Raw genomic sequence first — 21,221 nt, forward strand, 5'->3', positions numbered from 1 at the left:
GGCGGAGCGCCATCCGCCGCCAGCGCTCCCTATCCGCTCAATCGCTCACTCTGCGCGCGCGCCCGTATTGCCCATGCACGTCCTGCTTGATCCAATCGGCCAGCAGGCGCAGATAACCGTCGGTGATCCGCGTCGACACCCGGTTGCCTTCGGCATCGGTGCGGAACTCGACCATGCCATGGTCGGTGTCGGGGAACAGGTAGGTCTCGATCGGCTGTCCTGACGTGCGCAGGCGCGACAGGATCGAACGCGTGGCGGCAATCGGCGCGGCGCGGTCCTGCTCGGCCAGCACCCACAGCAACGGCACCTTCAAACGGCGCAGCGCAGCCTCGGCATCGTGGTCCCAGATCAGCTCCAGGTTGTCGAAGCGCGCGCGACCGATCCGGCGCAGGTCAGCATCACTCATGCGCAGCATGTCGCCGCTGTATTCACCACCGATCGTCCTGGCCCACGGCGCGTCACCGATCTGCGCACGCACCCTGGCCAGCGCCTCGAAACCATCACTGAAATGCGTGCGCATCAGCTGCGCCGTGGCGTCCGACAGCTGGCCGACCTGCTTCATGGCCGCCGCATCCAGTTGCAGGCGGTGCGCCTCGTCGAACAACTGCTCGCGGTCCTCCTCGATGGGCGAGACCACCAGCCCGAAACCGATCGCCACAAAATCCGCCTGCGAGCGTGTCGCCGCCAATGGCGCGATCCAACCGCCCTGGCTGCCGCCGAAGTAGCCGGCACGGCCGAAGCGGCCTTTGGCCAGTTCACGCGCCTTCGCCAGCGCCGCCGCCGCGTCGTCAGCCAGCAGCTCGAAGTTCTGCGTGTACTCGCCTTCCGAATCGCCGGTACCGCGCTTGTGGTAGGCGAACACCGAAATGCCCTGCGCCACCAGCATGCGCTGGTAGATCGCCGCCACTGCCATGGTGCGTTCCGAGCCATGCACCAGCACCACCAGCGGCCGCTTCGGGTCGGCCGGACCGGCCGGCTCGATCAGCTGCCCGACCAGTTTCGTTCCGGCACTGGTGAAGGTCGTCCCGGTATCGCGGGTCGGCAGCCGCTGCCAGCGCTGCGTCGCCCCGGCGGATGTCCTGAAGCGGACCACATCGTCGACACAGCTCACCGGTGCACCGGCATCGCCGGTGGCACCGCGTCGCCCATCCAGCATCAGATAGCGTTGGCCCGTGGCCGGCGCCACGGCCGGCGCACCCAGCACCACGATGTTGCCTTGCCCATCACCGTAGGCGCTGGCCGTGCACACCTCGGCAGCTGCAACCGGCAAGCTCGAACACACCAGCACCGCCATCAACAACGAACGTCCTTTCCACCCTGCCATGCCCTTCCCCGGTATCGTGAACCCGCCTCGTGCGGGCGCCCGGCGCAGCCTAGCGCGTTCATCCACCAGATTCATGCTGCACCCGCTCGCTGTGGCGCCGCGCGCGACCATACTGCGCGAGCGAGACGTACATCAGGACCGCCCCATGCACCCCCACCTCGAACGGATCGGCTGTTTCGTGGCCGAGTGGGAGACCCTGCAGGCACGCCTGCCGGTGTCGGCCAGCTAACGGGCGGTCCAGCCCCCATCCACCGGCATCGCCGTGCCGGTGATCTGCGCCGCAGCGTCCGATGCCAGGAACACCACCATCCCGCCCAGCTGCTCGGGAGTGACGAACTGCAACGAAGGCTGCTTCTCGGCCAGCAGCGCGCGGGCGGCGGACTCCTGATCCGTGCCTTCCTTCTCCGCCAACGCGGTGATCTGCTGCTCGACCAGCGCCGTCCGCACCCAGCCTGGGCAGATCGCGTTGGCGGTGATGCCGGTGCCCGCATTCTCCAGCGCGGTCACCTTGGTGAAGCCCACCACACCGTGCTTGGCCGCCACATAGGCCGATTTGTTCACCGAGCCGACCAGCCCGTGCACCGACGCGATGTTGATGATGCGGCCAGCGCCCTGCTGCTTCATATGGGGCAAGACCGCTGCCGTGGCATGGAACACCGCTGACAGGTTCAGCGCCAGGATTGCATCCCACTTCTCAACCGGAAATTCCTCGATCGATGCGGTGTGCTGGATACCCGCGTTGTTCACCAGGATATCGATGCGCCCCATCGTCGCGACGGCGCGGTCGATCATCTCGCGCACTGCCTCGCCCCGCGACAGATCGGCGCCATCGTGCGCTACCCGTACGCCGAACTCAGCTTCCAGGCCGGTACGGATGCGTTCGATCTCTGCCGCATCGCCAAAGCCATTCAACACGATGTCCGCGCCCTGCCGCGCCAGTGCCGTGGCAATGCCAAGACCGATACCACTGGTGGAGCCGGTGACTACCGCAACCTTTCCAGAGAACATGGGCGAGCTTCCATTGGGCGTAGGCCGCCAGTGTAGCTCCACGCGCCAACCCCCTTTTGAATTGGAACGACCGATGTCGGCCCACGGTTAGAAGATAACGCTCGCCCGATCAACGTTCGCCAGCGGATTGGCCTTCCGCACCGCCTCCAGAAAGAGCAGGAAGTCGCGGTTGAACAGCGTCAGGTTGTTGGTGAACGTCACGCACTTTCTACCCGATGCTTTGCTGAAGCATACCTGCCAGACGTAGCGCGCATAGATGACGTCGGACGTTCGTGTGACTGAGGTGATCTGCGAGAGCGGAACCGCCGTGGGCACCGGGCCCCGCCGCAGGTAGAAGGATTCTGTATCAAAGAAGTAGTGCTCGCGATCCTCTTTGCCATCCACCATCGCCAAGGTCATGGACGTGCGGGAAATCCGGCGAGGCGGACTCAAACGCAGCCCTGATCCCAACGCAGAACGGGCTCTCAGTGTCCTTCGCCGCTGGATGAACCACATGGTCAACAACGGAAGCGCTGCAAGGACAATGAAACCTACGGTCTTCAAAACAGTTTCCAGCGTGCTTGGCACACAGATCTCCTGGATGATCGTTCAGGATGGGCGACGCCCTGCTTGCAGGGCCCGGTAGATCCACGCCACGCGTTGGTGCTCTCGCCTTATCACCCCCCACTTCCAATGATGATGAGCTTCCATCGGGTGCAGGAAGCCATTGTAGCTACTGTCTTCAGCCCTACTGACGGTGTTGCGGCGCCCGCCCTTCACCGACCGGGGCTGTTTCATATCCCAGTCGATTCTCCGGACATCAACGCGTGTGTGTCGCTTACGCCCTGCCGGGATGGGTAGAATTGGCCATATCGTGTCGCATAAGGCCATGCCATGGATCACCCTCTTGTTGAGGTTCGGGGCGCTGCCCAAGCGCTCAGGGAGTTCGCCGAAGCCCGTGACTGGGCTCAGTTCCACTCCCCCAAGAACCTTGTCATGGCGCTCTCTGGTGAAGTTGGAGAGCTGAACGAAATCTTCCAGTGGATGACGGAGGCTGACTCCTTCAAGGCAGCGTCCTCTGAAGCCACCGCCAAGGCCGTGCGCGACGAGATCGCCGACGTAGCCTTGTACCTCATCCGACTGTCTGACGTGCTCGGCATCGACTTGAATGAAGCCGTCAGCAGCAAGCTGGCCACGAACGCCGCCAAGTACCCGGTGGACCTCTCCCGTGGCGTCAGCACCAAGTACAACAAGCTGGCGCAGCCATGATCGTCTATCAGGCGGACAAGGACGCGTTCCTTCGTGACTGCAACAATGAGGAGATCGAGGAGGTCATCCTCGCCAGCTACAAGGCAGCCACGAACACCAGGGTCAGCAGCTCCGAAGTCGTTTCCTGGCGTGATTCGCTGAGATATGTCGCTCGCGCGCTGAATCACCCCTCCATTCCCGGGGACATCGGCGTGGCAGTGGAGTTCATTCTTCCGCAATCGCGAAAGCGCATCGATGTTGTCCTGACCGGCCACGCCGCGGACGGGTCGCCCCACGTCATCATTGTCGAACTCAAGCAGTGGTCGGTGATCAAGCCTTCCGCTCGTGACGCGATGATCGAGCTACGCCCGGGAGACCTACGCGTCCACCCCAGTTATCAGGCATGGTCCTATTCCACCTTCCTGGAGGGCTTCAATGAAGCCGTCTACGAAGGCAAGCTCCAGCTTCACCCCTGTGCCTACCTGCACAACTATGTGCGGGACGGCGTGATCGACTCGCCGCACTACCAGCCTTACATCCAGCGTGCCCCGCTCTTTCTGAAGGGCTCGTCCGACCTTCAGGATCTGCGCACCTTCATTGGTCAGTATACCAGTAGGGGTAACGGCCTCCCGGTGTTGGCCGAACTGGACAGCGGGCGTATCCGCCCCTCCAAGGTACTCGCCGACGAAGTGTATCGGCTCCTGTCAGGGAATGGTGCGTTCACCTTGCTGGACGAGCAGAAGCATGTATTCGAAGCAGCCAAGGCGGCATGTGCTCAGGCCCACGCAGACAGGAAACCCCGTGTCGTCATCGTTGAAGGCGGCCCAGGTACGGGCAAATCAGTCGTCGCTGTGAATCTTCTGGCCACGCTACGCGATGGCCTGAACGTAAAGTACATCTCGAAGAATGCCGCACCGCGTGCGGTCTACAGCAATGCGCTTGGAAAATCGAAGGACAATGCGCGCCTGCACCATTTCTTTGGCGGTTCCGGAGCCTTTATTGATTCCCCTGAGAACGAATTCGACGCGCTGATTGTCGACGAAGCACACCGGCTTACCGAGCAAGGCGGATTCTACGGAAACGAGGGCAAGAACCAGATCATGGAGCTGATCAACGCTGCCCTGTGCAGCGTGTTCTTCATTGATGAGGATCAACGAGTCACGCTCAAGGATATCGGCACCAAGGAAGCCATCCGGGAATTTGCGATTGCCCGCGGCGCTACCGTGGAAGAGTACGCCCTGTCATCGCAGTTCCGCTGCGCGGGCTCGGACGGCTACCTGGCATGGCTGGATGACGTGCTGCAGATCCGCCCAACCGCGAACCCCACACTGGACGGGATCAATTACGACTTCCAGATATTCGACGACCCGACCGCGCTGCATGCTGCCATTGAATCAAAGAACACCGGCAACCGCGCACGCGTAGTAGCAGGTTACTGCTGGCCCTGGAACAGCAAGAAGAACAGCAAGGAGATGGACATTGTCATCGGCAATTACCGGCGGCAATGGAACCTGGACAAGGACGGAAGCCTCTGGATCGTCTCCGCAGACTCGATTGACCAGGTGGGCTGCATCCATACCTGCCAAGGGCTGGAAGTCGACTACATTGGGGTGATCATCGGGCCGGACCTGGTCGTGGAAGACGGCGAGCTCAAGACCGTACCTCGCGCGCGGGACCGGCACGACAAGACCATGAAGGGGTTCGTAAAGCTGTCAAAGTCCCATCCCGCCCATGCCGCCGAGCTTGCAGACACCATCATCAGGAACACCTACCGCACCTTGATGACCCGAGGGATGAAGGGCTGCTACGTCTACGCAACCGACCCGCAGGTTGCCGCCTACTTCAGGGCCCGGCTGCAGCGACAGGCAGCCGCAGAACAGTCGGTTGAGGTGGAGGCCTAAGCGCTCCACCTGACGGCCATCCCCGATAGGTCCACGCCACACGGCTGGCTCTCGCCTCAACGCCTCATCACTTCCAATGATCCGGCCCCAGGAACGGCAGGCTCAACACAAACACCGGAACGGCCACTGGAATCAACGCCGCGCCCAGCACCTTACCGGCCGCCGAACCCACACCCGGCTTGTCCTCCCTCTCCGGCAGGATCCGCTGCGCCCGCGCATTGATCGGCTGTGCCAGCTTCCCCTTCTCCGCCAGTGCCGCAGCATCCGGCAACTGCACCTGCTCGCCGTCGCCCTCGAACAGCGCGCTGTAATAGCTGCCGCCCTTCCTTGAAAGATTGCAGGCGTGATCAAACGCCAGCGCGTAGCGGGTCCGGTCCATCGGCAGGTAGTAGCGCGCCCGCTCCTCCACGGCCTTGGCCTCACGCGGGGCGACCTCAATCCGCTCCAGCTTGAACTGCGCGGCCTGCTCCGCCGTCACCTGCTCCGGCCGCAGCAGCAGCGCATAGCTGCCGTGCACCTTGGCCTTGTTCGCCGGGTCGCGCCAGTCTTCATGGAAGTACATCTGCGCGCAGGCCACCGCCTCGCGCAGCGGGCTGTCCATCAGCGCCCGGTACTCGCGGAACGGCGCGGCATTGAAACGCATCGGCTCGTCATAGCGCGGCAACAGGTACAGCTGGCCGTCGTCGGCCACGAACGCACTGGTGATCTCGCGGCTTGAGGCGTGCTCCTCCGGGCCACTGGCACAGCCGGACAGCAGGCCAAGGCACAGGGCGGAGAGAATGAAGAAGGACGTTCGCATGTTGTGTTCGAGGGCTTGCTTGGGGAAACGGCCCCGCCCAAGGAGCGAGGCCAGTTCGTCATGGTGCCACGCGCTACAGCACGCGCCAAACCGGCCCAACCGCAGCGTCACAGGATGGATCGGTAGGTCCCGCCCTCTACGCGCACTGCTGCACCATTGGAGGCCGCGCCCAACGGGCTTGCCAGCAGCGCCACCATCGCCGCGATCTCGTCGGCCTCGATCATCCGCGCGATCAGCGAACTGGGCCGGTAGGTCTGGAAGAAGTGCGCTTCAATCTCTGCATCGGTCATGCCCGGTCGCGGCGCGGTCTGGCGCAGGTATTCCACAATGCCCTCCGAGCGTGTAGCCGACGGCAGCACGCTGTTGACCGTCACCCCGGTGCCGCGGGTCAGCTCAGCCAGGCCACGCGACACCGCCAGCTGCGCCGACTTGCTCACCCCGTAATGCACCATGTCCGGCGGCGTGAACGCACCTACCTCGCTGGACATGAAGATCACCCTGCCCCAATTACGTTCCAGCATGCGCGGGAAGTAGTGCCGCGATAGGCGCACGCCGGACAGTACGTTGACCTCCAGCATGCGCATCCAGTCATCGTCGCTGATGTCGGCAAAGGCCTTCGCTTCGTAGTAGCCCAGGTTGTTGATCAGGATATCGGTATCGGGCTGTGCCGCGATCACGGCGGCCGCGCCGTCGGCGCTGGCCAGATCAGCCACCACCGTAGCCAGTTGCGCGCCCGGCGCCCCAGCGCTGACCTCGGCCATGGCTGCCTGCAGCTTTCCCGGGTCACGCCCGGTGAGGGTCACGCTTACGCCTTCGCGTGCCAACGTGCGCGCGATAGCCAGGCCAATACCGGCGGTCGCGCCGGTGACGAGTGCGGTCTTGCCCGCCAGTTGAAGATCCACGAGGTTTATCCTTCGAGTAGGAAGTGGGCGTCCCGCGCGCCGAGCGCAGGACTCACCGAAAAAACAGATGTGCTGTCTGGCTTACTTCAACCGCTCCACCAACCGCTGCCCCACCTCCAGCGCCGACGCCGGGTTCTGCCCGGTAATCAGCTCGCGGTCCACCACCACATGCCCGGTCCACGGCGTGGTGTTGCTGCTGAACTTCGCACCTGCCCGCTGCAGCGCGGTCTGCGGGTAGAACTTCATCTCACCACCGCCCAGCAGCGGCTTGGCCTGCTCTTCTTCCTGGTTGCTGATCACCGTCATCTGGTAGCCGCTGTAGATCCATTTCGGCGTAGCCGGCATCGCACCGGCTTCCAGCTTTGCCACGAAACCCGCCGCATTCGGCAGCGTGGACAGCAGCGCGATCGGCCCGTGGCAGACCAGCGCGGTGGTCTTGTTGCGCTGGTGGAAGTCGGCCAGCAGCCGGCCCAGCGCCGGGCTCTTCAGCAGGTCCTGCATCGGCGCGTGGCCACCGGGGATATAGACCGCATCGAAACGCGCGTAGCCTTGCTGCTCAATGCGCGCCAGGCTGACCACCGGCGATGCCGTCGGCGAGGTCAGCGCCAGCTTCTCCAGCAATTCCTTGTGCAGTTTCAGCTGCGCGGCATCGTTGCCGAAGTACGCCGGCGTCACCGAGGACGCATCCACCGTCGGCGCCCGCCCCTGCGGCGTGGCGAAGGTCACCTCGTGGCCCGCGTCCAGCAGCAGCTTGACCGGCTGCATCAGCTCGTTGAGATAGAAGCCGGTGGACAGCGCCTTGCCGTCCTTCAGGTCCAGGTGGTTTTCGTCGGACAGCACCACCAGCACGTTGGCGGCCTGCGCGCCGCTCGCGGCCAGGGTCAGGGCCAGCGCTGCCGCCAGCCGGGTCATCAGGTTCATGGGGAACTCCTATCGGGGAATGGGAGCCACTTTATTCATCGCCGCAGCGGCGATAAATTGGCCCCATCGCAAAACATCTGTTCCCCGGAGAGCCAAATGAGCCGCAAGTTCGACTATCTGGGCGATGTGGAGGTGTTCCTGGCGGTGGTCGAGCATGGCTCGTTCACTGCCGGCGCGGTGGCGCTGTCCACCACGCCCTCGGTGCTGAGCCGCGCGGTCACCCGCCTGGAAGCGCGGCTGGGCCGGCAGCTGCTGCAGCGGACCACCCGCCGCGTGGGCCTGACCGACGCCGGGCGGCTCTATCTGGAACAGGTGCGCACCGCCTTCGGCCTGCTGGACGACGCCGAGCGCGACGTACTGGCCCAGGACGGTGCGCTGGCTGGCCGCGTACGCCTGAGCGTGCCCACCACCTATGGCCACTACCGGCTGCCGCCCGTGCTGGCGCGCTTTGCGCAGCAGTACCCGCAGGTGCAGGTGGAACTGAACATCACCAACCGCAACGTGGACCTGGTGGCCGAAGGCTTCGACCTGGCCATCCGCCTGGGCCAGCTGCCGGACAGCGGGCTGGTGGGGCGAAAGCTGGAAGACGCGCCGCTGCTGCTGGTGGCCGCGCCGGACTATCTGCAGCGCCACGGCACGCCGCAGACGCTGGACGACCTGCAGCAGCACCTGTGCCTGCCGTTTGTGATGCCGCGCACCGGGCGGCTGGCCCCGTGGATCTTCCGAGACGACGGGCGCGATGTGGACTGGCTGCCGCGTTCGTCCATCGAGACCTCCGACGATGTGCTGGGCGTGGTGTCGCTGGCCGAACAGGGCATCGGCATCTGCCAGAGTTACGAATTCATCGTGCGCGCGCGGTTGCAGCGTGGGGAGTTGGTGGAAGTGCTGCCGCAGCTGCGTGGGCGGTCGCGGCCGTTCTCGGTGATCTATGCGCCGCATCGGCGACAGTCTGCGGCGGCGCGGGCGATGATTGAGTTGCTGGTGGGGAATGCGGGTGAGAATCGCGCTGGTTGAAGCTGCGAGCTTGTTAACGGTGTCGGGTTTGAACCGATTTTCGAGGTGTGCAGCTGATCGCGCGCCGTTGCTTGGCGAGGCGGACTAAGAACTATTGCAAAGAAGGCTGTCGCGCTATTTGCTTGTGGCATAGGCGATTGCGCCACATTGGTTCGCCATCAACAGAGCGGCTGCGCTAATGCGTCTGCTGGCGTCGCGTGCTGCACGAATGGCGCATGCAACAATAGTTCTTCGCTCTCGGATTCGACGATTCCTTCGCGAATTTCTATTGGCATTCGGAGAGGCGGCGTAAACACCATGGCGCGCCACCGACAACGGGTGGCTCGGGTCTGCAAACCCGAAGAAAGCGATGTCTGTAGTTTGCGCTTGCCCGTCGGCACCGTGCTTAACCGGTGCCGGCGGGCAATCCGTCGGCCTTTCTGGCGGGCGGTGCGTGGGGGCTTTCGGGCCCACCGGTTTATGACATCGCTTCTTCCGGTTTGCAGCCACGCATCGTCCGCCACCTCTTCACGGTGGCGCTGTTAAGCACAGCCACGGAAGCCGACGCCATGAACGAATCCGACACCTTCTCCTCGTACACCGTTGTTGAACCCATCAACGACGACACTCCCCTGCCCGACCTGAACTCCCTGCTCGGCATTCTCAAGCGCATGCGCGGCTGCGAGGGTGCAGATGGGCATCCTTGGCCAGAAACCGATGTCTCACCCGGCCGCCGCATGAGCCTGGCTAGAAGTGAGCGCGCGATGGTTGGCGCACTGACGGTGCTGGAGCTGCTACACGCGGCAGACCGCTGCCGGGTGGCAGCGGAGCCGGAGCGGCATCTGGATGAGGGGGTGGTGGATGGGTTGTTTCTGGCTTGCCGCGGGCTGGTTGAGTGGGCTTGCCACGAGGTTAGGCCAGAGTGACCTGCTCGATCGGAGCACACTTACGGGAGGGTTGGTCGAGCCTCACTTCGACCAGTGCCGCTCCGAGCCAGTAGCTAACCTTCAACGCCTGATTGGCTAGAGGTATGCCCAGCTTGCGGTGCGTATGGCATCGTTGGCGGCGAAGAGGCTTACGAGGAACTGGCCGACGACCAGTCAGGGGCCGAACCCGGCTTCGAGATTGTCGAAACCGGGTACTACTCGCTGGAATTTCATTGCCCCACCTGCGGCTTGGCACTTGAAGGCAGCGATGAAGTGGCCTTGGCTGGCCTGGACGTTGACACGCATTACGACCTCGAAGAGCGCGAAATCGAGTACGAACCGGATTACGGCAACGACTAAGACCGTTCGGTGCTCATATGTCAAGCGAGGCGACGTCTCTGCGCCTGATGCTCTCGCTCGACCTGCCGGCACGCCTCGTCGTGAAACAGGTCCGCCGTCATAACGATTGAGTATGCGTCGTACTCGTTCACCAGCTTATCCGCGTTCAAACGGACGTCATCTTCCGGTCGGAAAAAAGGCTCATCCGTGTCAGCAATGAAGGCCAAATCCGTGCGTTGGATGGTCTGATCCACAAGATACCCGGCGCTCTCTTCCTCCGTCGTGATCTCCAGCCAGACACGGCCAGGTACTTGAACGATCCTGACGGAGGCGATATTCGAGCGCAGGTACGCCGGATATCTTTCCCGAAGCCGTTGTGTCACGTCTTCCGCCACGTACTGTGCTGCCGGACTCTGGGAAGGCTCGGCCAAATCGAGTAGCAATGCAATGGCTTTGTCGAGCGGATACCGAAAGAACTCGCGCGCCGCATCGACACGAAAATCGGTCAGCGCAAGATGTGCTTTCGCTTCCAGCGCCTCATGTTGTTCAGCAAACAATTCGAAGGCCACTTGGAACGGCGTTGGCACACTCGTGGACGAAAGTTCGCGCGCACGCGTACGGGCGTCGCGTAGTGTTCGCCCGATCTTGATCAAGCCCGGCATACTCGGGTTGACCAAAATATAGACATACCCTGGGACCATGGGCTGCCCTCCTCTCCCTAAATGCTCCAGCACGCCGACAAGCGTGCCGGAACTCTGTTGTAAAAGACACCATGATGCCGCATGCCGACTACTTGTCCGACTTACTACCCGAGAACCAGGCAACGACGGAAGACCACCAGTTGCCAGAGCGACGCGACGCTGGCGTAGCCTCGAAGACCACTCGACCGGTGTCTCCATCCTCGGCTCGCTCGTGCTCGTCTTGCCGCCCATAGAAGCGTGCCTTGGCTGCCTGGTCGCGCCGGTGTTCAGCCGCAACCTGAGCCGCACTCCAAGGTCCGGCCTCGATAACCCGGCCCTGGCGAATCACGTAATGCGAGCGGCACGGCAGTTGCCAGTTGCCGATCGAGGGTGACAGGGAGACCGATGCGCCGTCGTAGGTCATCTTCCAGTCGGTCGGAGACAACGGCGTCACCACCTGTTCGCCGCAGCCGCAGCAACAGCTATGCACTACCGTCGCGTAGTCCATCGACACATACAAGATGCCCGGGACGAGTTCCCTCGGCACGTTGCGTACGAAGCGATGCTCGAGCGTCGTGATGCGCGTCATGCCTGATCCCCGTTAAGCAATAGGTTGCCATCGGTGGTGTACGTACAGTGGTGCTCGCGTTCCAGATCGCGATAGAAGCCACGGAGCTTCTTCCACTTGATGACGGCGAGCACCGCGTTGAACGCGTTCAGATCGGCGACTTGAATGTTCGAGGCATAGATGTCGCGCTCGCCGCCCCCCGCAAACGAGATGCGTCCGGCATGGACATGCTCGCGCTTCTCGGGCGTGCTGGTGGTCACGCGCAAGATCCCACCCAGGCTACCGTCGACCAGCTCCAGACCCATGCCAACATCGATGAAGGGCACACCAAAGGCTTCGAGCTTCTGTACCACCACGCGTTTGTCTTCCCCGGCGTCCATACAGAGAAATGCGAAGGTGGTGCCATTCAGCAGCTCGACGTTGGTGTGATCGAGCTTGACCGGATGCGCGACAATACCGCGGTGCATCCTGCCGTAGATGCCCTTGAGGTAATCGACCTTTTTCGGCGCGTCGCGCAACTCTTCAAGCGACGGAGCCCCTGGGGCGCGAAAGGCATTGTGCTGCAGGAACTCGTCGGCATCGAACAGGCGAATTTCGCGCACTGGCGTTTTGGCTACGAGATCCACTATATAGCTCCCGGTGCCGCCCGTGCCAATCACCGAAATGATCTCGCCCTCCAGCTTTTCGGACAGGTTACCGATGCCCACGCGGTCCGAGGCGGTATCAATATAGTTGAACATCGTGTCGGTCTTCGTGTCGTCAGGCGCACGGAAGATGCGCGGGCTGAGGCCCGGTTGCAGCACCGCCGCAGGGCCCGCGAGGATGGACGCATAGGTAGCCATCTTCTCGTAGAAGTTCGGATAGCCGTCGGGCCCCGGCTTACTCGAAAAGGCGTGCTGGGCCGTCACACCGTGGCCCAGATTGAAGAGCTGGGACTGGTGCGCGATTTCGCGCAGCGGCGTGCCATCGGCACGGCACGGAAAATCGCCATCCCAATGCATAACGTGAGTCGAAGGCTTACAGGTCATATCCCCGGCCAAGTCCAGGGGGCACACAAGCGTTCCCGCGCGCAACCGCTTCTGGGCATCGACGTAGGGCACTTCGCGCATCACCAGCAAACCGCCCACGGCTTGCACGAAGTAGCCCTCCTCGCGCAACTGGCGCAGGTCCGCATTAAGACTGAACAGTTTTCGTGACATTGAAGATCGTCCCGTGATGTTGAACTTCGACCGAACCGCCTTCGGCAAGCTCACCTGCGTGCGGCTTGGAGGCCGCATGACGATAGGTCATGGAGTAGCGGACGTTGGGCTCGACCTGTGAGCCGGGGAACGCCAACTGCACCACCTGCTCGAACGTGACACGCTTCTCCGGTACCGGCTCCTCGCGCGAGTTCACGACGATGACGTATCCCTTCACCGGGCGGCGCGCCGTGACGAAGTGCTCCACGCCCGGCTCGGTGAGATCGATGCGGTCTTCGGGCTCGATCATGCGGTCCGTACCACCGCGGACTTCGAGGAAAACCGCCTGATCCGCACCGATGCCCGACAAGACGTAAAGCGCCTCACCCGAGATCGACGACTGCCCCCAGATCAGTTGACGGCCATCGAGCGTGAGCTTGAAGTCGCGGTCCGTACGAAACGCGATGAAGCGTTCAGCGCCCTGCCCGCGCAGGTCAAACGTTTCGTTGAGGGAGACGTCCTCGAAGTCTCCCGAAGCCAGGATGGCGCACAACGTGACGTCGTCACGATCATCCAGCCCGGCCGCCGCCAGAATTTGGCGGCCAGTCGGTACGGGATCGGTCACCATGACAGGGCGGAAATCCACGCCATCAAGGGCAAAGTGAATCCGGTAGGCGCGGGCCACCCTCAGCGGGCGGTTCTCCCGCAACGCCTGGCCCACGTCATCGATATCGTCGTAATGGGTACTCATTGTCAAATCCTCTTAAGGTATGTGCCAGGTCGCACCTGGCTACAGTTGCTTAATCGGACTGACGGAAGGCCGCCGGTAAATTATTTTCAGAACGTCTTGTGGAGCGTTCCAGTCGGCGTCGGGCCACACACGAAGAAGGCGGGACATCCGGGACAGGTGTATTCGGAACGTTCGGCCGCAAACTGGCCAGCTCGAATGCTGGTCAGGATGTCCGCGAGCTTGCCGTGGCTATTGGTCAACTGCTTCGGTGTAAGGCTGAGCGGCCTGATCTCGCCATCAGCCAGGTAGATCACTTCGACCGTGGCGCCCGGGAATGCCCGCTGGGTAGCCAAAAGCACGGCTGCCGAGCCCACGTCTTTCGATTCCTTGCGCGGGGCATGGCCGGTGCGGACGGTTCGCAGCGTCCGAATTCCGTCCTTGAGCAGGATCTCGTCCGGGCGAACGACAATTTGCTGGTCGCCGAAGGCCACACTCAAGGCTTGCATAGGTTCGACAATGGCGCCCTCGCGCGACGCTAAGAAGAACTGGATCATGGCCATCGCCATGGCACGATATTCTGTAGCGTAGCCATGTTCATGCAACTCATGCTCCACCAAAGCCTCTTCCAGGCGGCTCTCCCAGTCGGGCGTCTGGCCGGTCTCGATGACGGCCTGGCAGACCGAACGCACCGCCTCATGCATCTTCATGAAGGCAGTGGCCTGTCGCCGTCCCCCGACCTGCAACAAATGGGTATAGAGGAAGCGTCGGGGGCAGGATTCGTAGAGCGCGGCAGCTTGAGCGCTAAAGCTCACTGGCCCGGAAAACACAATAGGCAATGGCACGGTGTCCGGCGCGGGCGTCAGGCGAAGCACGGGGGTAACCGATATCTGCTGCAGCGCGCCGAGCCGATCGACAAACTCGGACAGGGGTCGCCGATGTCCGTTTCCTTTGGCATGCGCCGCATACAGGAAGAGCCGGTCACGCGCGCGAGACATCGCCACATAGAAAAGGCATTCCTGCTCCTGCGCCTGCGCGTCACGCTCCGCCCCCTCCGATGAGGTCGCCGCGCCAGCAATCATCCCTTCTGGCGGCGGGCATTTGGGCGGTCGATACGCACCCGGCATGCTGTCCTGGTTCGCGCCGGCCAGATGCACCGCCGGGAATTCCAACCCTTTGGCGCCATGAATGGTCATGAGCCGGACGGCATCGATCCCCTGCGCTGCGGCCGGGAGTTGCCGCAGATCCCGATCATCACGCAATCTAAGCAGCCGGCGAATGCGCTCCATCAGCCGCGCGATCGGCAAACCTTGGCCAGCCGGCTGCGCACGGACGAAATTCATAAACTGCCAGACGGCAATACCTTGGGCTTGCTCGGCCACACTGCTTGACGCGGCGATGCGCGCCGCCGAACGCGTTCGATCGAGTAAAACCGTGGCCAGAACGGTCCAGGGATGAGACAAGGCGTCGAATCCGGCCACAGCCGTTGCGAGCGCACCGAGCGCGGTTTGCCCTGCCGGCGAGAGATGAGTGAAAACTGATGTCCAGTCGCCCGGCGCCGCCTCAGTCGTGCGCAAGTGCTCAAACACCTGCACCACATCCTCAAGCGACATCGCGAACTCCGGCCAGCACGCAATGCGCACTAGCCCCATAGCGCGGCGGTCGGTCAGTAGCGACAGGAAGGCCACAAGGTCCTTGACCTCCTGACGCTCGAAAAGACTCCCCAGAAATAGTACCGGAATCCCCAACCGCTCCAGTTCCTGCCCCAATTCTGAGAGTTTGTCGTTGCCTCGACAGAGCACTGCCTGGTCCCGGTATTGATAGCCGGCCTGACGCAGCTGATCGATGTTCTCGGCCAACGCTGCACTGGTGAGTTCGCCTGTCGCGACAAGACGCAATTCCGGCGAGATACCGCATGACGCGCGATCAGCCTCGAGCCGACTGTGCGTACCACCAGCGCGCATACCTGCAGCAAACGTGGAGAAGGTATCAGTGATCTCCCGAACAGAACGATAGTTGTGCGTCAGGTAACCGACGACACCACCAGGAAAGTCTTCGTGACCGAAACGGGAAATGTTGAACGACGAAGCACCTCGGAAACGATAGATAGACTGCTTCCCGTCTCCAACAACCCAAAGATGCGTACCATCGGGCTTGAGTGCGTTTAGCAAGCGAACACTGGAGCGATTGACGTCTTGATATTCATCAACCAGCACATGATCGTAGGTCTGCTGCAATTGCAAACGCAGCGCTTCATTCGACTCCAGCAACTGCACGGGCCGCAGAACCAAATCCCCGAAATCCACGCAACCTGCCTGACGTTTCAGTTCTTCGTACGTCTCGTAGACCGTCGCCACCTCCAGTGCACGCTCGGCCGCCTGGATCTCCTCTGGACTTGTCGCTGTGTCATGCATGCAGCGTGCGAGGTCGCGGTACCGCGCGGCGTCGACCACTTCGTCTTTTGCGCGCGATATCGCGCTCAGCATGTCAGCGATAACTTGCGAGGGGTCGTAGACATCGCGATAGTGCGTGAGGCCCAGCCGAGGAAATGCGGACTCCAGCAACTCGACCGCCTCGGTGCGATCCATGAGTCGCGGATCGGGCGGCAACTCAACTTGGTCATGAAAGCGCCGAAGCACGTCCAGACCAAACCGATGGAAGGTACCAACCCACAACGCGGCCGCAGCAGCGGGTCGTGTACGCGCGAGCCTCTCGACCATCTCGGCAGCCGCGCGATTGGAGAACGTCAACAACAGGATACGGCGGGGGTCCACGCCTTCGTCTAGCAGGCTCTCCACCCGCGCGACGAGCGTACGTGTCTTGCCAGTACCGGGGCCGGCCTGGAGCAGGTAGGCTGCTCCTCGATGCATCGCAGCTTGTCGCTGCGCGTCGTTCATCGGGATATCCGGCGTTTGACGGGGAGGCGTGAGGGTCAGGCTAGGCAGCAGTAATGCGTCAAGCATCTGCTGCGCCACCACATCAAACGGTGCGCCAAGCCGGGTGGCAATGGCGCTACACGTCATTCCCTGTCCCAAATGCAGTTCCCTGACTACCGGGCGCGGCAGCAAGAACTCGCGCGCAAAGAGGTCCATTTGGACCTCACGGCGCTGGCGATGACTGTAGTCAACCACCCGATCCAGCCCCACGGGCGCCGCCTCGCTAGTGCGGGCTAGGTCGATCGCGTAGGAACCCTCGTTCTCTTCGTCGTCACCCAGCTCGACGTGACCGATTTCATGCGCTACGAGGAACGCCTGCTCAAAAGGCGACCCGCTGTCCTCGTGGATGATGAGCCGAGCTTCGCGATCGAAGAACGCCCGACCACCATCCAGCGCATCGGTGCCCGGCGCGCATTTTTCGACCGTTAGTCCCCGAGATTGTGCTTCGGCAACCGCGAAGGCGTACGGCGTCCCGGGATTGCGCCCCTGGCGAACGGCTTCCAAATGCAGTTCGGTGGCTCGCTGTCGCGCAAGCTCGACCGCGTCCACTTATTCGCCCCGATCGATCAACGCTTGCACGCGCTCGGCCTCCACGCCGGCGTCACGCAAGATTTTTTCAAACGACACTTTGGTCGCTGCGGCTGGTTTGATGCGCGACTTACTCTGCCGCGCGGCAGAAACCAGGGGGGGCTGTGATAGGAAAGTACGCAGTTGATCTAAAGTGCTCTCCAGCGCTCCAGCCAAGCGCTCAAGGAAACGCGCAGGCACTGAGGCGAGATCGACCCGGCGCTCCCGAAACGAGATCAACACCAGTCTGGGGAGGTGCAGGCGTTCAGCCGCCACATTGAAGGCTTGCGCCGTGAAACTCGCAGGTTCACGGCGTCCAGCACCGGCACGGAAGCGGGCTACCGCGGCATCCACACGCTGCGCATCCGCGGCGGACAGCGGCTCATGAGATACAGGACGGGAAAGCTCCCGGGATAGATCGATCAGTTCGTGTGCGTATTGCGGATACATGGCAAGGTAACGCATCAATGCGTCGTTATTCCCTGCATCTTCTACGGCAAAGGCGTAGAGCACTTCGTCGCGGGTCATTGCTTGCGATTGGTTCATCACAGCCCCTCCTTTCGCTCAAGGCGTCGCCGCAACGTCGCGAAAGCACGGTCGCGCTGGTTGCGGATAGTTTTTTCCGCCTTGCCCAACACCTTACTGATCGTGGGAACGCTCGGGTCATTCGACATGATGGGAATATCTCGGCGCAACATCTCAATAATTTGTTTCTGCAGAAGCGGCAACGTATCAATCGCGCCGTTCAGCAGCCGCCGGTAATCTTTTTTGTCGAGTTCATCGGGATCAAACGGGTCATAGTGCTCCACCGCCTGCTCGACCTCAGCAGTGATTTCGTCATCTTCGTTCAGCAACTCTGCCGAACGGTTCTGTTCGACCCGGATCTGAGCACCGGCGTCCAAGCGATCCTTCGCCATCGCGCCATTGAAATTGATCTCGAAGTAATCAAGCTTGTCATCGTATTCGGATTGATCGCCTAGGAGGCGATCCACAAACGTGTCCATCACACGGTCGCGGATGCTTAGTTCAGCGAGATCGGTCGTTGTGCCATCAACATTGTCAGGTTTCGGCAGCCGGTGTAGTACGCTGCGCATCAAAGCACGAAGCAACGGTTCGTGATGCGGACTCGCCGCATCGGTCGTTCGCACAAAGTAAAGGAGGGCCTCAGGACTCACAGCCCCGGGAGCGGACTCTGGCCACTGTTGGCAGCGCGCCACGAGTTCGTTCGGCTCAAGCTTTTCCAACTCCCCGATCTCCGCCTCAACAATAGTGCGGCGCACATAGAGAACTCCTTCTCGCGTTACCTTCCGTAATGGCCGCGCCATGCCTCCCCCTATCGCTCATTCAAGTTACGAAACGCTGCATACCGCAGGTGCTGCCTCGTCGCTTATTCTCATGTAAGTTCAACCCAGAGCGCTGTTCACGCAGCTACAGATATACCCGCTGCGTCTGTCCGCCTCGCAGGATGCACAACAATCTCTATACATTGGTCGAATGAAACCAACGCTTGCATCAGTCGCTCCAGCGAAATGTTCTGGAGCTTGTAGCGTCGTACTTGCGACACCTTGGGTTGAGTCATGCCGGTAATCGTTGCGGCTTCCATCTGACTCAAGCCGCGCTGATCAATCAGTTCGTTGAGCTTGAGCGCAAGCGCCGCCTTCGCTGACAGTTCCTCTGCATCATCGAAACCGAGGTCGTGCAGCACGTTGTCGGTACCTTGAGGATTGTCTTTGCGAGCCATCACGTTCTCCCACTCGCCCCATAGCGGGCGAGCACTGCTTTCAGCCGCTTCTCGATCAATTCAACATCCGTCTGCGGCGTGGCGATACCGCACTTGGACTTCTTCTGAAATGCATGGAGCACATGCACTGCGTCGGCAGCCCGCACGGTATAGACCGCGCCAAAGGTATCGCCCCGGTGGTCTTCCAGCAATTCGTACACACCGGAGCCCAGCCCCTTCCAAGGTTTGTCCGAGTCCGGCGTGCCACCCAACTGGACAATGAACAGCGCCACGCCCATGTTCTTCCGCGCGTCGATCGGGAATTCCTTGAAGTCTTTCTTCGACGCCCCCTCCCAGTTCGAGAGCTTGCGTTTCCGTGTAATAATTATACCCGTCCGGATATAGATCACAAGCACACCCGAATCGGGCAACATGACACGACAATTCGGGCGCCACGGCTCAGGGGATGGCGGCGTCCATGGCTTCGGAAGCTTGCTTTGTCTCGGCCCGCTTCGTGCCAGGCGGCACGGCACGCGACGGACTCTTGCGATGCCGGTACGGGCGGGAGTTGCCTTGACTGGTGCGGGTCTTGTCACCGTCCATACGACAGCGGGAATCCTTACTGGCTGTCGATGGTGTCCCGCCGCTGGCTGGCGACCTTCTTAGCGGCAGCCCGAATCGGGTCAACTCCTTGACCGTAGCCGCGACTCGATACGAATCGAAAATCTGAGACACCATTTCGGATTTTCGGCATAGCAATTGAGATCAAGATTGCACCAAGTTCGCCGCACTACGCCGCAGCAAGTTGTCCCGATAGGTACTGAACTTCACCATGTCTCCATGCAGCGTACTCATGGAGGCCGAAGTGGAACAGCCATCACAAACATCCGGTGCGCTTCCGCTGCCGGGCACGAAAGCCTACGAAGAGTTGCCGCACTTCCCGAAGCAGCAGCGCAGTGCCCTTCCCTTTCGGCGCACCATCCGCCGCCAGGAATTGCGGCTGATCGTCCCCCTAGCTGAAACGACGATCTACGAAATGGAGCGGCGCGGCGAGTTCCCTCACCGCTTCAACCTGACGCCGCGCTGCGTCGTGTGGGACTTGGCCGAAGTGGAAGCGTGGATCGAGCAACGCAAGCAAGCTCGTCGCGGCAGCGTCTCGAAACCGAATGTCCACTTACGAAAAACCCGCCCTGTTCGGGCGGGTTCGAGTGAGGAATGAAGCCGCGCAGCGGCCTTTCATCCGATCAGGCCACCGCGCTCAACGCCGGCACGACGACGTTCTTCGGCAACAACGTTGGCACGTAGGTCTGCCCGCCGCCCCAGGCATCGACCAGGTTGGCCCACTCTTGCAGCATGTGACGCCGCTGCTCGGCGTACTCAGCCTTGTTGTAGACCGAGCGCGAGGAACGCCCGTCCTCGTGCGCTAGGCACTTCTCGATCCAGTCGCGGTTGAAGCCGATCTCGTTCAGCAACGTCGAGCCGGTACGGCGCAGGTCATGGACAGTGAACGGTTGTAGCGGCAGCCCTTTGGTCTTTGCAGCCTCCGCCACGAGCTGCGTGACCCGATTCAAGGTCGCATTGGACATGAACCGCTCGGCATCGTAACGAGAAGGAAAAACGAACTTTGAGCCGGCCGCGCAAGCGTGCAGCGTCACGAAGATGTCGAGCGCCTGGCGTGACAGATAAACCACGTGCGGGTTGCGCCCCTTCATCCGCTGCTTCGGGATCGTCCAGGTCTTGCTCTCGAAATCGCCCTCATCCCAAGTAGCCTGTATCAGTTCGCTCTTGCGCACCAGCGTCAGCAGGATCAAGCGCAACGCCAGCTTGATGGTCGGATAGCGCCACCGATTCCATCTGCTGCACGAACAGCCGGATCTCCAGCGGCGACAAGGCGCGGTCCTTCGGCACGAAGGTAGCGATCGAGGCCGCCCCCACGCTGTCGGCTGGGTTGTCCACCTTCTCGCCGTGGGCGATGGCATAGACGTAAACCTGCTTCACGATGTCCCGAATCTGGACAGCCGTGGCCGGCGCCCCACGCTCCTTGACCTTGTGGCACAAGGCCCGCAGGTCTTCGGCCTGGATTTCGGTAAGCAGGCGGTTCTGGAAGACCGGCAGGATGTCCCGGTCGATGATGTGCTTGCGCATGGCGCGGGTACTGTCGGCCAACCGTGCATTGGCCAGCCAGGTGTCCATCGCCGTGCCGAAGGTCTTGATGGCGACCACCCGGCGTTTCTCGCGCTGCTTTTCGAGCGCAGGCGAGGTGCCCTTGAGCACGGCTTTGCGCGCGTCCAGGAGCAGTTCGCGCGCCATCGCCAGTGAGATGCCCCCAGGGCCGTAGCGCCCGAGGGTCAGCGTCTCACGGCGTCCGTTGAGGCGGTAGTCGTAGCGGAAGGTGACAGTACCGCTGGGCGATACCGTCACGTACATCCCGTCCCGGTCAAAAGCCTTATAAATCTTGGACTTAGGCTTCAGATTTCGTAGTGCGGCGTCAGTAAGCATCGAGGT

At 62.0% G+C, this 21,221-nt stretch carries 20 protein-coding genes and 1 pseudogene; 5 read left to right on the forward strand and 16 right to left on the reverse strand.

Translation table 11 applies throughout. The annotated features are described in order from the left end of the window. Nucleotides 1–37 precede the first annotated feature (37 nt). The 3 genes from A9K58_RS09135 to A9K58_RS09145 form a co-directional block, all read right to left on the reverse strand. A complete protein-coding gene (locus tag A9K58_RS09135; protein WP_065199087.1) occupies nt 38–1,324 on the reverse strand; it encodes an alpha/beta hydrolase family protein in 1,287 nt (428 codons plus the stop codon). 225 nt (nt 1,325–1,549) lie between these two features. After that, nucleotides 1,550–2,332, reverse strand: coding sequence for a 3-hydroxybutyrate dehydrogenase (locus tag A9K58_RS09140; protein ID WP_065199088.1), 783 nt, complete (start codon nt 2,330–2,332; stop codon nt 1,550–1,552). Between the two features lie 87 nt (nt 2,333–2,419). Beyond that, entirely contained in the window at nt 2,420–2,899 is a 480-nt protein-coding gene (locus tag A9K58_RS09145; RefSeq protein WP_231109277.1) for a hypothetical protein, read from the reverse strand. Nucleotides 2,900–3,205: 306 nt separating this feature from the next. On the opposite strand from A9K58_RS09145, the gene A9K58_RS09150 reads away from it, so the two are divergent. Further along, nucleotides 3,206–3,580, forward strand: coding sequence for a nucleotide pyrophosphohydrolase (locus A9K58_RS09150; protein WP_065199090.1), 375 nt, complete (start codon nt 3,206–3,208; stop codon nt 3,578–3,580). Continuing rightward, nucleotides 3,577–5,460, forward strand: a complete 1,884-nt coding sequence (locus A9K58_RS09155) for a DUF2075 domain-containing protein (RefSeq protein WP_065199091.1) — start codon at nt 3,577–3,579, stop codon at nt 5,458–5,460. Before A9K58_RS09150 ends, A9K58_RS09155 begins: the two co-directional genes overlap by 4 nt. A gap of 67 nt (nt 5,461–5,527) precedes the next feature. Here the strand turns inward: A9K58_RS09155 and A9K58_RS09160 are convergent, their stop codons facing one another. From A9K58_RS09160 to A9K58_RS09170, 3 genes are all read right to left on the reverse strand, one after another. Beyond that, nucleotides 5,528–6,259, reverse strand: a complete 732-nt coding sequence (locus A9K58_RS09160) for a hypothetical protein (RefSeq protein ID WP_065199092.1) — start codon at nt 6,257–6,259, stop codon at nt 5,528–5,530. Nucleotides 6,260–6,366: 107 nt separating this feature from the next. Continuing rightward, nucleotides 6,367–7,161, reverse strand: a complete 795-nt coding sequence (locus tag A9K58_RS09165) for an SDR family NAD(P)-dependent oxidoreductase (protein ID WP_065199093.1) — start codon at nt 7,159–7,161, stop codon at nt 6,367–6,369. An 81-nt stretch (nt 7,162–7,242) separates the two neighbouring features. Next, on the reverse strand, nt 7,243–8,082 hold the full coding sequence (locus tag A9K58_RS09170; protein WP_065199094.1) for a type 1 glutamine amidotransferase domain-containing protein: 840 nt from the start codon (nt 8,080–8,082) through the stop codon (nt 7,243–7,245). A 96-nt stretch (nt 8,083–8,178) separates the two neighbouring features. Between A9K58_RS09170 and A9K58_RS09175 the strand changes: the two genes are divergently transcribed. Beyond that, nucleotides 8,179–9,096, forward strand: a complete 918-nt coding sequence (locus tag A9K58_RS09175) for a LysR family transcriptional regulator (RefSeq protein ID WP_065199095.1) — start codon at nt 8,179–8,181, stop codon at nt 9,094–9,096. Nucleotides 9,097–9,644: 548 nt separating this feature from the next. Then, nucleotides 9,645–10,001: a hypothetical protein gene (locus A9K58_RS09180; protein ID WP_065199096.1), complete on the forward strand. Its 357-nt coding sequence runs from the start codon at nt 9,645–9,647 to the stop codon at nt 9,999–10,001. Between the two features lie 380 nt (nt 10,002–10,381). On the opposite strand, the gene A9K58_RS09185 is transcribed toward A9K58_RS09180, so the two are convergent. From A9K58_RS09185 to A9K58_RS09225, 9 genes are all read right to left on the reverse strand, one after another. Further along, on the reverse strand, nt 10,382–11,041 hold the full coding sequence (locus A9K58_RS09185) for a GIY-YIG nuclease family protein (protein ID WP_065199097.1): 660 nt from the start codon (nt 11,039–11,041) through the stop codon (nt 10,382–10,384). Between the two features lie 88 nt (nt 11,042–11,129). Then, nucleotides 11,130–11,609, reverse strand: coding sequence for a ubiquitination-like system serine protease family protein (locus A9K58_RS09190; protein ID WP_065199098.1), 480 nt, complete (start codon nt 11,607–11,609; stop codon nt 11,130–11,132). Continuing rightward, the gene (locus A9K58_RS09195) at nt 11,606–12,787 is read right to left on the reverse strand and encodes a ThiF family adenylyltransferase (protein WP_065199099.1); all 1,182 of its coding nucleotides are present in this window, start codon (nt 12,785–12,787) and stop codon (nt 11,606–11,608) included. The genes A9K58_RS09190 and A9K58_RS09195 overlap by 4 nt, the downstream gene beginning before the upstream one ends. After that, nucleotides 12,762–13,517, reverse strand: coding sequence for a multiubiquitin domain-containing protein (locus A9K58_RS09200; protein WP_065199100.1), 756 nt, complete (start codon nt 13,515–13,517; stop codon nt 12,762–12,764). Before A9K58_RS09200 ends, A9K58_RS09195 begins: the two co-directional genes overlap by 26 nt. Nucleotides 13,518–13,603: 86 nt before the next feature. Next, entirely contained in the window at nt 13,604–16,978 is a 3,375-nt protein-coding gene (locus A9K58_RS09205; RefSeq protein WP_065199101.1) for a UvrD-helicase domain-containing protein, read from the reverse strand. Then, nucleotides 16,979–17,542, reverse strand: coding sequence for a hypothetical protein (locus tag A9K58_RS09210; protein WP_065199102.1), 564 nt, complete (start codon nt 17,540–17,542; stop codon nt 16,979–16,981). Further along, nucleotides 17,542–18,276 carry an RNA polymerase sigma factor gene (locus A9K58_RS09215; protein WP_196769183.1) on the reverse strand — a complete coding sequence of 245 codons (735 nt, stop codon included), beginning with the start codon at nt 18,274–18,276 and terminating at the stop codon, nt 17,542–17,544. The genes A9K58_RS09210 and A9K58_RS09215 overlap by 1 nt, the downstream gene beginning before the upstream one ends. A gap of 140 nt (nt 18,277–18,416) precedes the next feature. Then, entirely contained in the window at nt 18,417–18,737 is a 321-nt protein-coding gene (locus A9K58_RS09220; protein WP_065199104.1) for a helix-turn-helix domain-containing protein, read from the reverse strand. Further along, nucleotides 18,737–19,150, reverse strand: coding sequence for a type II toxin-antitoxin system RelE/ParE family toxin (locus tag A9K58_RS09225; RefSeq protein WP_231109278.1), 414 nt, complete (start codon nt 19,148–19,150; stop codon nt 18,737–18,739). Before A9K58_RS09225 ends, A9K58_RS09220 begins: the two co-directional genes overlap by 1 nt. A 419-nt stretch (nt 19,151–19,569) precedes the next feature. Between A9K58_RS09225 and A9K58_RS09230 the strand changes: the two genes are divergently transcribed. Further along, nucleotides 19,570–19,935, forward strand: a complete 366-nt coding sequence (locus A9K58_RS09230; RefSeq protein WP_065199105.1) for a helix-turn-helix transcriptional regulator — start codon at nt 19,570–19,572, stop codon at nt 19,933–19,935. A 25-nt stretch (nt 19,936–19,960) separates the two neighbouring features. On the opposite strand, the pseudogene A9K58_RS09235 reads toward A9K58_RS09230, so the two are convergent. Beyond that, nucleotides 19,961–21,215 (reverse strand): annotated as a pseudogene (locus tag A9K58_RS09235) (tyrosine-type recombinase/integrase). Nucleotides 21,216–21,221: the final 6 nt, after the last annotated feature.

The organism is Stenotrophomonas maltophilia, assembly GCF_001676385.1.
Classification (GTDB): Bacteria; Pseudomonadota; Gammaproteobacteria; order Xanthomonadales; family Xanthomonadaceae; genus Stenotrophomonas; species Stenotrophomonas maltophilia_J.

Excerpts from the sequence above, each read along its gene's own strand:
- A9K58_RS09220 (WP_065199104.1), bottom strand. The coding sequence starts at position 18,737 with ATGGCTCGCAAAGACAATCCTCAAGGTACCGACAACGTGCTGCACGAC.
- A9K58_RS09155 (WP_065199091.1), top strand. The coding sequence starts at position 3,577 with ATGATCGTCTATCAGGCGGACAAGGACGCGTTCCTTCGTGACTGCAAC.
- A9K58_RS09135 (WP_065199087.1), bottom strand. The coding sequence starts at position 1,324 with ATGGCAGGGTGGAAAGGACGTTCGTTGTTGATGGCGGTGCTGGTGTGT.
- A9K58_RS09230 (WP_065199105.1), top strand. The coding sequence starts at position 19,570 with ATGGAGGCCGAAGTGGAACAGCCATCACAAACATCCGGTGCGCTTCCG.
- A9K58_RS09225 (WP_231109278.1), bottom strand. The coding sequence starts at position 19,150 with ATGTTGCCCGATTCGGGTGTGCTTGTGATCTATATCCGGACGGGTATA.
- A9K58_RS09210 (WP_065199102.1), bottom strand. The coding sequence starts at position 17,542 with ATGAACCAATCGCAAGCAATGACCCGCGACGAAGTGCTCTACGCCTTT.
- A9K58_RS09195 (WP_065199099.1), bottom strand. The coding sequence starts at position 12,787 with ATGTCACGAAAACTGTTCAGTCTTAATGCGGACCTGCGCCAGTTGCGC.
- A9K58_RS09160 (WP_065199092.1), bottom strand. The coding sequence starts at position 6,259 with ATGCGAACGTCCTTCTTCATTCTCTCCGCCCTGTGCCTTGGCCTGCTG.
- A9K58_RS09200 (WP_065199100.1), bottom strand. The coding sequence starts at position 13,517 with ATGAGTACCCATTACGACGATATCGATGACGTGGGCCAGGCGTTGCGG.
- A9K58_RS09170 (WP_065199094.1), bottom strand. The coding sequence starts at position 8,082 with ATGAACCTGATGACCCGGCTGGCGGCAGCGCTGGCCCTGACCCTGGCC.
- A9K58_RS09190 (WP_065199098.1), bottom strand. The coding sequence starts at position 11,609 with ATGACGCGCATCACGACGCTCGAGCATCGCTTCGTACGCAACGTGCCG.
- A9K58_RS09180 (WP_065199096.1), top strand. The coding sequence starts at position 9,645 with ATGAACGAATCCGACACCTTCTCCTCGTACACCGTTGTTGAACCCATC.
- A9K58_RS09140 (WP_065199088.1), bottom strand. The coding sequence starts at position 2,332 with ATGTTCTCTGGAAAGGTTGCGGTAGTCACCGGCTCCACCAGTGGTATC.
- A9K58_RS09150 (WP_065199090.1), top strand. The coding sequence starts at position 3,206 with ATGGATCACCCTCTTGTTGAGGTTCGGGGCGCTGCCCAAGCGCTCAGG.
- A9K58_RS09175 (WP_065199095.1), top strand. The coding sequence starts at position 8,179 with ATGAGCCGCAAGTTCGACTATCTGGGCGATGTGGAGGTGTTCCTGGCG.
- A9K58_RS09185 (WP_065199097.1), bottom strand. The coding sequence starts at position 11,041 with ATGGTCCCAGGGTATGTCTATATTTTGGTCAACCCGAGTATGCCGGGC.